This is a genomic window from Luteibacter sp. 329MFSha (assembly GCF_900111665.1).
Lineage (GTDB): Bacteria > Pseudomonadota > Gammaproteobacteria > Xanthomonadales > Rhodanobacteraceae > Luteibacter.
In genome coordinates, this window is the sequence record NZ_FOJE01000001.1 from 1,370,237 (window position 1) to 1,383,644 (window position 13,408).

Below are 13,408 nucleotides of genomic sequence, written 5' to 3' on the forward strand. Positions count from 1 at the left end.
GCGTCATGGAACGTCGCCGGTTAGCCTAATAGTTCACCAGCGAACTATTAGCCAGCGAAATGTCGAGTCTCAAACCTTGCGTCGACGCGCTCTATGAGGGCGTCGACCGCGTCGCGGAGCGCATACCGGAGCTACCCCGCTGCGAAGTGTTCCTCGTACGCCTGCTCATGCTCAACGCCGGCGCCCTGCTGCGGGACTTCGAGAGCAAGCTCAAGCCGCATGGCATGAACGACAGCGATTTCCGCACGCTGATGATGCTTTACGCGTCGGAAGAAGGCGCGACGCCGGGCGAGCTCTGCCTGCTGGCGGAACAGAAGCCGACGAACATGACGCGCATCGCGAACGCGCTGGTCAAGCGCGACTTTATTTCCCGCTCGCATGCCACGCACGACCGCCGGCAGGTGGTGCTTCGCATCACGGCCGCCGGCCGCCGCTTCGTCAACAAGCTGCTGCCGCCCATGTTCCCTCCGCTGGTCGAGTCCTTCGCGTGTTTCAGCGCGGCCGAGCGCAAGACGTTCGAGCGCCTGCTGAAGAAGCTCGCCCTGCACCTCGATCCTTCCGTCGACGCGGATGCCACGCCATGACCCCGATTCCGATCCGATCCGCCCTGCTCGCCGGCGCGATGGCGCTGGCCCTCGGCGCGTGCCACGTGCCTGCGAAGATCGACCGGCCCGCGCTGCGCGACGAAGCCCCGCTGGCCGGCGTGGACGCGGGCCAGCGCGCGGGCTGGCCGGCCGCCGACTGGTGGCGCGTCTATGGCGATCCGCAGCTCGATGAACTGATCGCCCTTGCCTTGCGTGGCGCACCCGATCTCGCGCAGGCACGCACGCGCGTCGAATCCGCGCAGCAGAACATCCAGGTCGCCGCGGCGCAGGCCGGCCTGCGCATCGACGCCAGCGCGCAGGTCGCACGCCAGCGCATGAGCGAGAACGGGATCATTCCGGCGCAGTTCCTGGGCTTCACCTGGTACAACCAGGCCGATCTGGGCATCCAGGCGCGCTACGACTTCGACTGGTGGGGCAAGAAGCGCTACGCGATCGAGTCCGCGATCGACAGCGCGCGCGCCGCCGAGGCGGAACGCTCGGCCGCGTCACTGACGATCCAGGCGACCGTCGCCGACACCTACTTCGGCTGGCTGGCCGACCAGTCGCGCGTCGCCCTCGCCGAGCGCCTCGTCACCGCACGCGAGCGCGCCCTGCGCATCGCCGAGCTTCGCGTCAGGCAGGGTGTCGATGTCCCCGATACCGCGCAGCAGGCTCGCGGCGAACTCGCGGGCGCACGCCAGCAGCTTGTCGCCCTGCGCGGCTCCGCGGCGATCCGCCGCGCGTCGCTGGCCACGCTCGTCGGCGTCGCGCCGGCGGCGCTGCCGGCGCTCTCACCGCGACCGCTACCCGACGTCACGCCCGGCCTGCCCGCCGACGCCGGTTCCGACCTCATGGCGCGCCGACCCGACATCGCGGCCACGCGCTGGCAGGTCGAGGCGGCGCTGCGCCAGACGGACGCGGCGCGCGCGCAGTTCTTTCCCGACGTCAGCCTGACCGCGATGGCGGGGCTGTCGAGCATCGACATGGACAAGGTGTTCTCGGCCGACAGCCGCGTTTTCGGGCTGACGCCCGCGATCCACCTGCCGATCTTCGAAGGCGGCGCGCTCGAGGCCAACCACGGCGTGAGCCGCGCGCAGCTCGGCGCCGCCGTGGCCCAGTACAACGCCACGGTGGCCAGCGCCGCGCGCGAGGTCGCCACGCAGGCCCTCGGCGCGCGGCAGCTCGCCGATCGCCGCGCCCAGCAGGACACCCAGCTCGACGCGGCGACCACGCTGCTCGCGAGCGCCCGCGCCCGCGCGGCGCGCGGCGTCCGCGACGATCGCGAATCCCTCGCGACGGAAGCCGCGCTGATCCAGCAGCAGGACATGGCCGCCGAGCTGCACGGCCAGGCGCTGTCCACCGACGTCGCACTGATCAGGGCCCTCGGCGGCGGTTACCGCGCCGAGCCCATCGCCTCCTCATCCACGCCTCGCACGAACGGAGCCCCGAGCCCATGAGCGCCACCCCCAACGAAACGCCGCGCGCGCAGGACGAGAGCGGCAACGCGCCGAAGGACAAGCGCAAGCGTGGCCGCGCGCTGCTCATCGCCCTGGTCGTGTTCCTCCTCGCCGCGCTCACCTGGTTCCTGCTCTGGCTGTTCGTGTTCTCGACCCGCGAGACCACCGACGACGCCTACGTGGGCGGCAACCAGGTCGGCATCTCGGCACAGGTGCCCGGTATCGTGATTGGCGTCTACGCCGACGACACGCAGCGCGTGACGGCCGGCCAGGTGCTCGTCCGCCTCGACCCGACCGACGCCGACGTGGCGCTGCGCAAGGCCAGCAGCGGACTCGCGCAGGCCGTGCGCCAGGTGCGCCAGCAGACGCAGTCGGCGGCCGGCGCGGATGCCGCGCTGGTCGCCCGCCGGCAGGACCTGAAGCGCGCGCAGGACGACCTCAAGCGGCGCATCCCGCTTCTCGCCGAGAAGGCCGTGGCGCCCGAGGAAGTGCAGCACGCCCGCGACGCCGTCACCAGCGCGCAGTCCGCGCTCGACGCCGCGCAGCGGCAGGCCGACGCGGCACGCGCGCTCGTCGACGGTGCCGATGTCGAAGGCAATCCGGCGGTGGAGCAGGCCCGGGCGAACTTCCGCCAGGCCTGGGTCGCGGCCCAGCGCAACGCGATCGTCGCGCCCATCGACGGCTACGTCGCGCAGCGCGGCGTCCAGGTCGGCAACAGCGTGCAGCCCGGCCAGCAGCTGATGACCGTGGTCCCGCTGCACGATCTCTGGGTCGATGCGAACTTCAAGGAAAGCCAATTGCGCCACGTGCGCATCGGCCAGCCTGCGACCATCGAGGCCGACATCTACGGAAGCGGCGTCGAGTACCACGGCAAGGTGATCGGCCTGGGCGCCGGCACGGGCAGCGCGTTCTCGCTGCTGCCCGCGCAGAACGCCACCGGCAACTGGATCAAGGTGGTGCAGCGCGTGCCGGTTCGCATCGCGCTCGAGCCGAAGGACCTCGACGCGCACCCGTTGCGGATCGGCCTGTCCACCGCCGTCACCGTGGACATCACCGACGACAAGGGCGACGTGCTGCCGAAGCAGCCGTCCACGGTCGCCGTGGCGCAGACCCGCGTGTATGACGAGGTCGCCGCCAAGGCCGACGCCGCCGCGGATGCCATCGTCCGCGACAACCTCGGAGCCTCCACGCCTTGAGCGACGCCGCCCTCCCCGACACGCCCGCCAACGGCGGACCGAAGCCGCTGCACGGCGGCCCGCTCGTCCTGCTGACGATCGCCGTCGCGTTCTCCACCTTCATGGAGATCCTCGACATGACGATCGTGAACGTCGCGGTGCCGCACATCGCCGGCAGCCTCGGCGTCGGCGCCAGCGAGGGCACCTGGGCCATCAGTTCGTACGCGCTGGCCAGCGCGATCATGCAGCCGCTCACGGGGTGGCTGGCGAAGCGCTTCGGCGAGGTGCGCACGTTCTGCGTGTCGGTGGCGCTGTTCGTGGCGTTCTCGATGCTCTGCGGCCTCGCCACCAACATGCCCATGCTGGTGATCTTCCGCCTCATGCAGGGCGCCGGCTCGGGCCCGATGGTGGCGTTGTCGCTGTCGCTGCTGCTGGCCAGTTATCCGAAGACCAAACAGGGCATCGCGCTGGCGATGTGGGCGATGACGGTCGTCGTCGCGCCGATCTTCGGCCCGATCCTCGGCGGCTATCTGACCGACAACTTCTCCTGGCCGTGGATCTTCTACATCAACGTGCCGGTGGGCGCCGCCGCGGGCGTGGTGACCTGGAGCATCCTGCGCCATCGCGAGACGAAGATCGTGCGCGCGCCCATCGACTCGGTCGGCCTCGCGCTGCTGGTGATCGGCGTGGGGTCGCTGCAGTTCATGCTCGACAACGGCAACGACCACGACTGGTTCGCCTCGCCGATGATCCTCACGCTCGGGCTCATCGCGCTCGTGGCGCTCGTGTTCCTCGTGATCTGGGAGCTGACGGCGAAACATCCGGTCGTCGATCTGTCGCTGTTCGGGCGGCGCAATTTCGCCGTCGGCGTGACGGCGCTCTCGCTCGGGATGCTCGCCTTCTTCGGCATCAACGTGGTGTTCCCGCTGTGGTTGCAGACCACGCTGGGCTACACGGCGACCTGGGCGGGACTCGCCACCGCGCCGGTGGGCATCCTCGCGTTCATCGTCTCGCCCTTCATCGGCAAGAACATCCAGCGCCTCGAACTGCGGGCCGTGGTGACGTTCGCCTTCATGGTGTTCGCCTTCACCTCGTTCTGGTTCGCCGGATTCAACAGCGGCGCCTCGTACGGCGCGCTCGTGCTGCCCCGCTTCATCATGGGCATCGCGATCGCCTGCTTCTTCATCCCGCTCAACCAGATCTTCCTGTCCGGACTGAATCCCGACCAGATCGCCGGCGCGTCCGGGCTGGCGAATTTCTGCCGCACCCTCGCTTCGAGCGTGTCGACCGCGATCACGGTCACCCTCTGGCAGCACAGGACGGACTCCCACCACGCCTCGCTCACCGAATACGTGACGCACGCCTCACCCGCGACGACGGCGTTCACCCAGCGGCTCGACACCCTGGGGATTTCCGGCAAACCGGCGTTTGGCGTCATGGATCAGATCGTGACCCGCGAAGCGGCCACGCTCGCGGTCAACGACGTGTTCTGGGGATGCGCGATCCTGTTCCTCGCGCTCATCCCCATCCTCTGGCTCGCCCGCCCACCCTTCGGCAACGCCGGCGGTGCCGCGGCGCATTAATTCAAGCCGAGCTAAATCGATCCAAATCGAATTGGCTCGGATGTAAACGATTACGCGGGTCCGCGGCAACTGGTGCGGCGCAATACCTCGTGGTAGCTTTCGCCGCATGGCACAAACCCTACGCATCATTAAGAAGTATCCGAACCGTCGTCTGTACGATACGGAAATCTCGAGCTACATCACGCTGGAGGAAGTCCGCCAGCTGGTCCTCGACGGGGAAACTTTCGAGGTCCGCGACGCCAAGTCCGGCGAGGACCTGACCCGTTCCGTGCTGCTCCAGATCATCGCGGAGCACGAGGAGCACGGCCAGCCGATGCTGTCGCCCCAACTCCTTTCCCACATCATCCGTTTCTACGGCGATTCGCTGCAGGGATTCATGGGCCCGTACCTGGAGCGCAGCCTGCAGGTCTTCCTCGACCAGCAGCAGCAGTTCCGCAACCAGCTCAACAGCCTGATGGGCCAGACCCCCTGGTCGATGCTCAACGAGATGACCGAGCGCAACCTCGACGTGTGGAAGTCGATGCAGCGCGGCTTCCTCGACGCCGCGACGGCCAAGCCGGCGGAACCGGTCCGCCCGGCGACGCGACCGGGCAAGAAAGCGGGCTGAGCCCGTCCGGCCGCCCTGGGCTTGCCCACGGCGGCGCTGCGGCGCACGATGCGCTGCCCCGCAATATCGCGCACGGACACAGGCCTCCATGCCCCGTAACGACATCGCCGTAGTCGGCGCCGGACTGGTCGGCGCGCTCGTCGCCACGCTCCTCACCCAGCGCGGGTTCCGCGTCACCGTCTACGAGCGCCGTTCCGATCCGCGCCTCGCGGGTTTCGAAGGGGGCCGGTCGATCAACCTCGCCCTCGCCGAGCGCGGATTGCATGCCCTGCGCGCGACGGGCCTGGCCGAAAAAGTGCTGGATCAGGCCGTGATGATGCGCGGCCGGATGGTCCACGACCCCGCGGGTCACAGTGGCCTGCAACGCTACGGCGTCGACGACTCCGAAGTGATCTGGTCGGTGTCGCGTGGCGGGCTCAACACCTTGATGCTGGATGCCGCGGAAGCCGCCGGCGCCACGATCCATTTCGACCAGGGCCTCGTCGCCGCCGATCTCGACGCCGGAACGCTCACGCTGGGCGCGCCGGACGGCACGCGGCGCACCGTCGACGCGCCGGTCGTCATCGGTGCGGACGGTGCCGGTTCGGCCCTGCGCGCCGCCATGCACGCGCATTCGCCGCTGGGCGAACGCGTGGAAGAACTGGGCCACGGTTACAAGGAACTGGAGATTCCTCCCGGTCGCGATCCGTCGGCGCCTTTCGCGATCGAGCGCAACGCGCTGCACATCTGGCCGCGCGGTCATTACATGTCGATCGCCCTGCCCAATCGCGAAGGCAGCTTCACCGTGACGCTGTTCCTCCCGAACGACGGGCCGCACCCGAGCTTCCGCACGATCGCGGGCGTCGGCGCCGCCGAGGCGTTCTTCCGCGCGGATTTTCCCGACGCGCTCGCCCTGATGCCGGATTTCGCGGCCGACTGGGCGGCGCATCCGGTCGGCACGCTCGGCACGCTCTACCTCGATCGCTGGCACATCGGGGGGCGCGCCCTACTCATCGGCGACGCGGCGCATGCGATCGTGCCGTTCCACGGCCAGGGCATGAACTGCGGCTTCGAGGACGCGGCGGAACTGGCGGAACTCTTCGCCGCGACGCCCGACGATCCGGCGGCCGTGTTCGCCGCGTTCGAGGCCCGGCGCAAGCCGAACGCGGACGCCATCGCGACCATGGCGCTCGAGAACTACGTGGAGATGCGCGATTCGGTCGCGGATCCGCACTACCTGCGCAAGCGCGAACTCGGCGCGCTGCTCGCGGAGCGCTCGCCGACGCACTACCTTCCGCGCTACCGCATGGTCACCTTCACCCACCTTCCGTATGCGTACGCGCTGGAGCGGGGTCGGGCGCAGGATACGTTGCTGGAGCAGTTGCTGAAGGGTCATGACAGCGTCGCTTCGGTGGATATCGACGCGGCGGTGCGTGCGCTGGAGGCCACGTTGCCTCCGCTGCCGCTTTAACGGTCTGCTACTACCGCGCCGCAGGACCTGTGGCGTCCGGCGAGAAGCTGTCGCGGCCGGGTCCGCTCCCACAGTGGACGCCCGCGCCATGGACTTCCTTGGCGTACCTCGCAACAATCGCCGGATGCCTGCGTCCGCCGAACCGCCGATCCTCCTCGAAGCCCGCGCGCTGTCGTTCTCGCGCCAGGACGAGCCGGTGTTCGGGCCGGTCGACTTCGCGCTGCGCGCGGGGGAGATCGCGCTCGTCGAGGGCGACAACGGCAGCGGTAAGACCACGCTGTTGCGCGTGCTGACCGGCATGCTGCGTGCCGGCGAAGGCGAGGTGCTCCTCGACGGCCTGCGTTTCTCGCTCGACACGATGGCCGGCGCCGTCGTCTTTCTCGGCCATCATCTGGGCCTCAAGTTCGACCTGAGCGCGCGGGAGAATCTTCGCGTGAGCGCGGGCCTGTACGGCCTTCGCGCCGGCGCAGACGCCGACGCCGCGCTGGCGGACACGGGGCTCGCGGGGTTCGAGGACGAACCGGTACGCCGCCTTTCCGCGGGTCAGAAGAAGCGCGCCGCGCTGGCGCGGCTGCTGATCCTGCCGGCGCGCGTCTGGTTGCTCGACGAGCCCTACGCCAACCTCGACCGCGATGGCATCGCGCTGGTCAACCGCCTGCTCGATGGCCACGCGAACCGCGGCGGCGCGGCGCTCGTCACCAGCCATGGCGCGGTGAGCTTCGCTGGCGGCGAACCGCGGCGCATCCGGTTGCACGCATGACGCCGGGCAGCACTCCCGCCGCCTGCGCCGCCCTGCTCCGGCGCGACCTCACCCTGGCCTGGCGGCGCCGCGGCGACATCGCGATGCCCGTGCTGTACGCGCTGATCGTCGCCACGCTGTTCCCGTTCGCCTTGGGACCCGAGCCGCAGCTGCTCGCCCGCATCGCCGGCGGCGTCGTCTTCGTCACCGTGCTGCTGGCGGTGCTGCTGTCGCTCGACCAGCTCTTCCGCGCGGACATCGACGACGGCTCGATGGAGCAGCTGATGCTCGCGCCGCAACCGCTGGCGTTGCTCGTCGGCATGAAGATCCTCGCGCACTGGATCACCTCGGCGCTGCCCCTGATCGTCGTCGCACCGCTGCTCGCGGGGATGCTGAAACTGCCCGCCGCCGCCCTGCCCGCGCTGGTGATGGCCCTGGGCATCGCGACGCCGCTGCTCAGCCTGCTCGGCGCCGTGCTCGTCGCGCTGACGGCGGGATCGAGGCGCTCTGGTATGCTTCTGGCGCTCATGTTGCTGCCGTTGTGCGTGCCGGTCGTGATCTTCGCCGCCGGTGCCGTGGCCGCCGCGCAGGAAGGGCTGCCGTGGATCGCGCCGATCGCCTGGCTGGGCGCCGGACTGGTCATGGCGGTCGTCCTTGCGCCGCTCGCCTGCGCCGCCGCGCTTCGCATCGCCATGGACACCTGACGCACGCAGCCGTGCGGCCCGTAGGGGGACGCCCGGCTTACCGCACGCAACCCCACGAGGATCGATGGCTAACTGGGTTCCGCTCTGGCTTCACCGCCTCGGCTCGCCGCCGGTGTTCTACCGTTTCGCCGGCGCCGTGCGCCCGTGGGCGCTCGGCCTCGCGCTCGCCCTCGGCGCGGTGGCCCTCTATGCGGGCCTCTTCGTGGCGCCCGCGGATTACCAGCAAGGGGACGCGTACCGCATCATCTTCATCCATGTGCCATCCGCCTGGATGAGCCTCTTCATCTACGGCGCGATGGCGGTGGCGGCCTTCGTCGCGCTGGTCTGGCGCATCAAGATCGCCGAGGTCGTGGCGATGGAATCCGCGCCCGTCGGCGCCGCGTTCACCCTGATCACGCTCGTCACCGGCTCGCTGTGGGGCAAGCCGATGTGGGGTACCTGGTGGACGTGGGACGCGCGCCTGACCTCCGAACTCGTGCTGCTCTTCATCTACCTCGGCATCGTCGGCCTGTATCACTCGTTCGAGGATCGTCGCCAGGGTGCGCGCGCGGCATGCTTCCTCGTGCTGGTCGGGGCCGTGAACGTGCCGATCGTGCACTTCTCGGTGAACTGGTGGAACACCCTTCATCAGGGCTCCACAGTGCGCCTCGTCGGTCCGTCGCACATCGAGGCGAGCATGCTTTGGCCGCTGCTGACCATGATGGCCGCCACGAAGCTGTATTACATCGCCAGCCTGTTCGCCCGCGTCCGCGCCGACCTCATCGCCTCCGAAGGCGGCAAGGCGTGGGTGCGCGAGCTGCTGGTCCGCGAGGGAGGCGTCGCATGAACCTCGCCATGGGCGCCTACGGCTTCTATGTGTGGAGCGCCGTCGCCGTCTTCCTCATCGTCCTCCTGATCGACACGCTGGCGCCACTCGCCAGGCGCCGCCGGAACCTGCGCGACCTGCGCGCACGGATCGCGCGCCAGGAAAACCGCCGCCGGCCCGGAACCTCGCAGAGCAATGAATCCAACGCGTAAGCGCCGCCTCGCCATCGTCATTTCCGTCGTCGTCGCCGCCGCGATCGCGGTGGGCCTCGTCGTGTTCGCCCTGCAGCGGAACATGAGCTACCTGTTCACCCCGAGCCAGGTGCAGGAAGGCCAGGCCACGCAGTACCCGACCTTCCGCCTGGGCGGCATGGTCAAGGCCGGCTCGATCCAGCGCGCGGCCGACACGCTGAAGGTGAGCTTCATCGTGGTCGACGACGCCGGCGCGATGCCGGTGGAATACACCGGCATCCTCCCCGACCTGTTCCGCGACAACCAGTCGGTGATCGCCACGGGCCGCATGGACAGCGGGCGTTTCATCGCCAGCGAAGTGCTGGCCAAGCACGACGAGAACTACATGCCGAAGGAACTCAAGGACGCCATGGCCAAGGCCCACGAGAATCGTCGGATCGACGACAAGGCCACGCAGGACGCCACCCCATGATCCCCGAGCTCGGCCAGTTCGCCCTCGTCCTCGCGCTGCTCCTGGCCATCGCGCAGGGCGTCCTCCCCATCGTGGGGGCGTGGCGCGGGAACGCGGCGCTCATGGCCGTGGCGCGGCCCGCCGCCGCCGGTCAGGGCGTCTTCGTGTTCGCGGCGATGGCCATCCTGATCTACGCGTTCGCGACGTTCGATTTTTCGGTGGCCTACGTCGCCGACAACTCGAACCTCGCGCTGCCCTGGTACTACCGCGTCACCGCGGTGTGGGGCGCGCACGAAGGCTCGATGCTGCTGTGGGTCACCATCCTCAACGTGTGGTCGGTGGCGCTCGCCGCGCTGAGCCGGCACCTGCCGCAGCCGTTCGTCGCGCGCGTGCTCGGCGTCCTCGGCCTGATCGGCGTCGGCTTCCTCGCGTTCATCCTGTTCACGTCGAACCCGTTCGTGCGCGAACTGCCGATGCCGGCGGACGGCGGCGACCTCAACCCGGTGCTGCAGGACCCGGGCATGACGTTCCACCCGCCCGTGCTCTACATGGGCTACGTCGGCTTCTCCGTCGCCTTCGCGTTCTCGATCGCCGCGCTCCTCGGCGGCGAGATGGAGCAGGCCTGGGTGCGCTGGGCGCGCCCGTGGACCAATGTCGCGTGGGCGTTCCTCACCATGGGCATCGTGGCCGGCAGCTGGTGGGCCTACGCGGAGCTCGGGTGGGGCGGCTGGTGGTTCTGGGACCCCGTCGAGAACGCGTCGTTCATGCCGTGGCTGGTCGGCGTCGCGCTGATCCACGCGCAGGCCGTGACGGAAAAGCGCGGCTCGCTCCCGGCCTGGACGGTGCTGCTGTCCCTGTTCGCCTTCTCGCTGTCGCTGCTCGGCACGTTCCTCGTCCGCTCGGGCGTGCTGACCTCGGTGCACGCCTTCGCGTCGGATCCGCGCCGCGGGCTCTACATCCTCGGCTTCCTCGTCGTGGTGATCGGCGGCTCGCTGCTGCTCTACGCGATCCGCGCGCCGAAGGTCGCGACCGGCAAGCCATTCGCGCCCCTGTCGCGCGAGACCGGCATCATGGTCGCCAACCTGCTCTTCACCACGGCCGCCGCCATGGTGCTGCTCGGCACGCTGTTCCCCCTGATCGGCGACGCGCTGAACCTCGGTCGCGTGTCCGTCGGCCCGCCGTACTTCGGCTTCCTGTTCGTGCTGCTGATGGCGCCGGCGGTGCTCCTGCTGCCGTTCGGGCCCTACCTGCGCTGGGGCCGCGCGGAGGGCCGCCAGCTCACGGCGATGGCCCTGCGCGCCGGCGTGGCCGCGGTGGTCTGCGCCGTCGTCGCGGCGTTCTTCGCCCAGGGCCAGCTGCGCGCCATCGCGGGCGTCGGCGGCGCGGTCTGGGTCGCCGCCGGCACGCTCGCCTACGTGATCAAGCGCTGGCGCGAGATGCCGCGCGGGCGGCGCTACCCCGCGGAAATGGCCGGGATGCTGGTCGCGCACGCGGGCGTGGCGATCTTCCTCGTCGGCGTGATGCTTTCCGAATCCCTCAGCGTCGAACGCGACGTCCGGCTGGCGCCCGGCGCGAGCGCGTCGATCGGCGGCTACGATTTCCGCTTCGACGGTGTCGAGGAAACCGAAGGCCCGAACTGGCGCGCCGACGAAGGCATCGTGACGATCCTGCGCGAAGGCAAGCCGGTGGGCACGATGCATCCGCAGAAGCGCACCTATTCGCGTGGGCAGGTGCAGACCGAGTCGGCGATCGACGCGGGCCTGTTCCGCGACATCTACGTCGCGCTCGGCGAGCCGATGGATCCGAACGACGTCCAGGGCGCCTGGGCGCTTCGCCTGTATCACAAGCCCTTCGTGCGCTGGATCTGGCTGGGCGGCCTGTTCATGATGGCGGGCGGCTTCTTCGCCGCGGCCGAACGGCGTTTCCGCGCGAAGAAGACGGCGGCGGCCGACGTGCCGGCCGCCACGCCGAAGGAGTCGCTGGCATGAGCCGCCTGCTGCCCCTCGTCGCGTTCCTGCTGCTCGCCGGACTGTTCGGCTTCGGCATCTGGTGGAACACCGGTCACGACCCGCACGACATCGCCTCGCCCCTGATCGACAAACCGGCGCCGGCCTTCGCCCTGCCCGTGCTCGACGAGCCGTCGCGCACGGTGGACAAGACCTCGCTGCTCGGCAAGCCGTACCTGCTCAACGTGTTCGCCAGCTGGTGCGTCGAGTGCGTGCACGAACACCCGATCCTGATGACCGGCGTGAAGCGGCTGGGCATTCCGCTCGTCGGCTTCAACTACAAGGACGAGCCGCAGGCCGCGACCGCCTGGCTCGCCGAACACGGCAATCCGTTCGACGTCGTCGTGGCCGATCGCGACGGACGCGCCGGCATCGACTTCGGCGTCTACGCGGCGCCCGAAACGTTCCTCATCGACGCGAAGGGAGTCATCCGCTACAAGCGCATCGGCCCGATCACGCCCGACGTGCTCGAGAACGAGATCCGCCCCGCCATCGCCGCGCTCGCGAAGGAAACGCCGTGATGCGCCGCGTCCTTCTGGTGCTCGCGCTGTGCATGCTGTCGGCCGCCGTGTCCGCGCAGGCAATCCAGCCGATGCCGTTCCGCGATCGCGCGGAGGAAGTCCGCTTCCAGAAGCTCAGCGCGGAACTGCGCTGCCCGATGTGCCAGAACGAGACGCTCGCCGACTCCAACGCGCCGATCGCGCACGACCTGCGCAGACAGGTGTTCGAGATGATGCAGGCGGGCCGGAGCGACGACGAGATCAAGGCGTTCCTGGTCGAGCGTTATTCGCAGTTCGTGCTGTACAAGCCGCCCGTCGAACCGTCGACGTGGCTGCTCTGGTTCGGCCCGCTGCTACTGCTCGCCGTCGGCGGCATCGTCGTCGCCGTGCAGGTTCGCCGCCGAGCGCGCCTGGCGCCCGCCGCTCCGCCGGCCAACGACAACGGGGACGACTGGTGACCCTCGCGTTCTATCTCACCGCCGCGGCCATGCTGGTCGTCGCGCTGGCCTTACTCCTCGTCCCGCTGGTCCGCCAGGGCCGCCGGGACGGTCGCTCGCGCGGCATCTTCGCGATCGTGGTCGCCATCGCGATCCTTCTGCCGACCGCCAGCACCGCCCTGTACATGCTCGTCGGCACGCCCGTCACGCTCGCCGGTGTCGAGCCGCCAAAGGAAGTCACGCTCGACGACGCCATCGGCGAACTCGTGCGGCGCCTCGATGAGCGGCCCGACGACGCGCAGGGCTGGATGCTGCTGGGACAGGCCTACGGGATGGCCAAAAAGCCCGCCGCCGCCCGTGACGCCTACGGCAAGGTCCTCGCCATCGACGAGCGGAACGTGCCCGCCATGGTCGGCTGGGCGGAAGCCGATTCCCTCGCGCGCGACGACCACCGGATCGACGGGCGCGCCTTCGAGCTGCTGCAGCGCGCCGCCAACGCCGCGCCGGACAACCAGCGCGCGCTCTGGCTGCTCGGCATCGCGCAGTTCCAGAAGGAACGCTACGCGGACGCCATCGCGACCTGGCGCCAGCTGCAGCCGTTGCTCGACCCGGATTCCAACGTGGCCCACGCCGTCGCCCGGCAGATCGCCGTCGCCGAAAAACACATCGAAGCGGAGCCCGGCGCCCCCGCCACGGGTACCATCGACGTACCCCATTGA

15 protein-coding genes are annotated in these 13,408 nt (G+C 69.6%); all 15 read left to right on the forward strand.

Annotation, left to right across the window (positions count from 1 at the left end; translation table 11 throughout):
* Nucleotides 1-59: 59 nt before the first annotated feature.
* The 15 genes from BMW54_RS05995 (at nt 60) to BMW54_RS06065 (ending at nt 13,408) form a co-directional block, all read left to right on the forward strand.
* Entirely contained in the window at nt 60-584 is a 525-nt protein-coding gene (locus tag BMW54_RS05995) for a MarR family winged helix-turn-helix transcriptional regulator (RefSeq protein WP_090053761.1), read from the forward strand.
* Nucleotides 581-2,041, forward strand: coding sequence for an efflux transporter outer membrane subunit (locus BMW54_RS06000; RefSeq protein ID WP_090053763.1), 1,461 nt, complete (start codon nt 581-583; stop codon nt 2,039-2,041). Before BMW54_RS05995 ends, BMW54_RS06000 begins: the two co-directional genes overlap by 4 nt.
* Entirely contained in the window at nt 2,038-3,237 is a 1,200-nt protein-coding gene (locus BMW54_RS06005; protein ID WP_090053764.1) for an HlyD/EmrA/EmrK family protein, read from the forward strand. The genes BMW54_RS06000 and BMW54_RS06005 overlap by 4 nt, the downstream gene beginning before the upstream one ends.
* A complete protein-coding gene (locus BMW54_RS06010) occupies nt 3,234-4,799 on the forward strand; it encodes a DHA2 family efflux MFS transporter permease subunit (protein ID WP_090053766.1) in 1,566 nt (521 codons plus the stop codon). The genes BMW54_RS06005 and BMW54_RS06010 overlap by 4 nt, the downstream gene beginning before the upstream one ends.
* A gap of 106 nt (nt 4,800-4,905) precedes the next feature.
* Nucleotides 4,906-5,406, forward strand: a complete 501-nt coding sequence (gene phaR / locus BMW54_RS06015) for a polyhydroxyalkanoate synthesis repressor PhaR (protein ID WP_090053768.1) — start codon at nt 4,906-4,908, stop codon at nt 5,404-5,406.
* Between the two features lie 88 nt (nt 5,407-5,494).
* Complete coding sequence (locus BMW54_RS06020; protein ID WP_090053770.1) at nt 5,495-6,856, forward strand: FAD-dependent oxidoreductase; 1,362 nt, start codon at nt 5,495-5,497, stop codon at nt 6,854-6,856.
* Nucleotides 6,857-6,980: 124 nt separating this feature from the next.
* The gene (ccmA, locus tag BMW54_RS06025; protein ID WP_090053772.1) at nt 6,981-7,616 is read left to right on the forward strand and encodes a heme ABC exporter ATP-binding protein CcmA; all 636 of its coding nucleotides are present in this window, start codon (nt 6,981-6,983) and stop codon (nt 7,614-7,616) included.
* A complete protein-coding gene (gene ccmB / locus BMW54_RS06030) occupies nt 7,613-8,299 on the forward strand; it encodes a heme exporter protein CcmB (RefSeq protein ID WP_090053774.1) in 687 nt (228 codons plus the stop codon). The genes ccmA and ccmB overlap by 4 nt, the downstream gene beginning before the upstream one ends.
* 64 nt (nt 8,300-8,363) lie before the next feature.
* On the forward strand, nt 8,364-9,125 hold the full coding sequence (locus BMW54_RS06035) for a heme ABC transporter permease (protein WP_090053776.1): 762 nt from the start codon (nt 8,364-8,366) through the stop codon (nt 9,123-9,125).
* The gene (ccmD, locus tag BMW54_RS06040) at nt 9,122-9,316 is read left to right on the forward strand and encodes a heme exporter protein CcmD (protein WP_090053778.1); all 195 of its coding nucleotides are present in this window, start codon (nt 9,122-9,124) and stop codon (nt 9,314-9,316) included. Before BMW54_RS06035 ends, ccmD begins: the two co-directional genes overlap by 4 nt.
* Complete coding sequence (ccmE, locus tag BMW54_RS06045; RefSeq protein WP_090053780.1) at nt 9,300-9,767, forward strand: cytochrome c maturation protein CcmE; 468 nt, start codon at nt 9,300-9,302, stop codon at nt 9,765-9,767. Before ccmD ends, ccmE begins: the two co-directional genes overlap by 17 nt.
* A complete protein-coding gene (locus BMW54_RS06050; RefSeq protein WP_090053782.1) occupies nt 9,764-11,734 on the forward strand; it encodes a heme lyase CcmF/NrfE family subunit in 1,971 nt (656 codons plus the stop codon). Before ccmE ends, BMW54_RS06050 begins: the two co-directional genes overlap by 4 nt.
* Nucleotides 11,731-12,273, forward strand: coding sequence for a DsbE family thiol:disulfide interchange protein (locus BMW54_RS06055; RefSeq protein WP_090053784.1), 543 nt, complete (start codon nt 11,731-11,733; stop codon nt 12,271-12,273). The genes BMW54_RS06050 and BMW54_RS06055 overlap by 4 nt, the downstream gene beginning before the upstream one ends.
* A complete protein-coding gene (locus BMW54_RS06060; RefSeq protein ID WP_090053786.1) occupies nt 12,273-12,710 on the forward strand; it encodes a cytochrome c-type biogenesis protein in 438 nt (145 codons plus the stop codon). The genes BMW54_RS06055 and BMW54_RS06060 overlap by 1 nt, the downstream gene beginning before the upstream one ends.
* Nucleotides 12,707-13,408, forward strand: coding sequence for a tetratricopeptide repeat protein (locus BMW54_RS06065; RefSeq protein ID WP_090053787.1), 702 nt, complete (start codon nt 12,707-12,709; stop codon nt 13,406-13,408). The genes BMW54_RS06060 and BMW54_RS06065 overlap by 4 nt, the downstream gene beginning before the upstream one ends.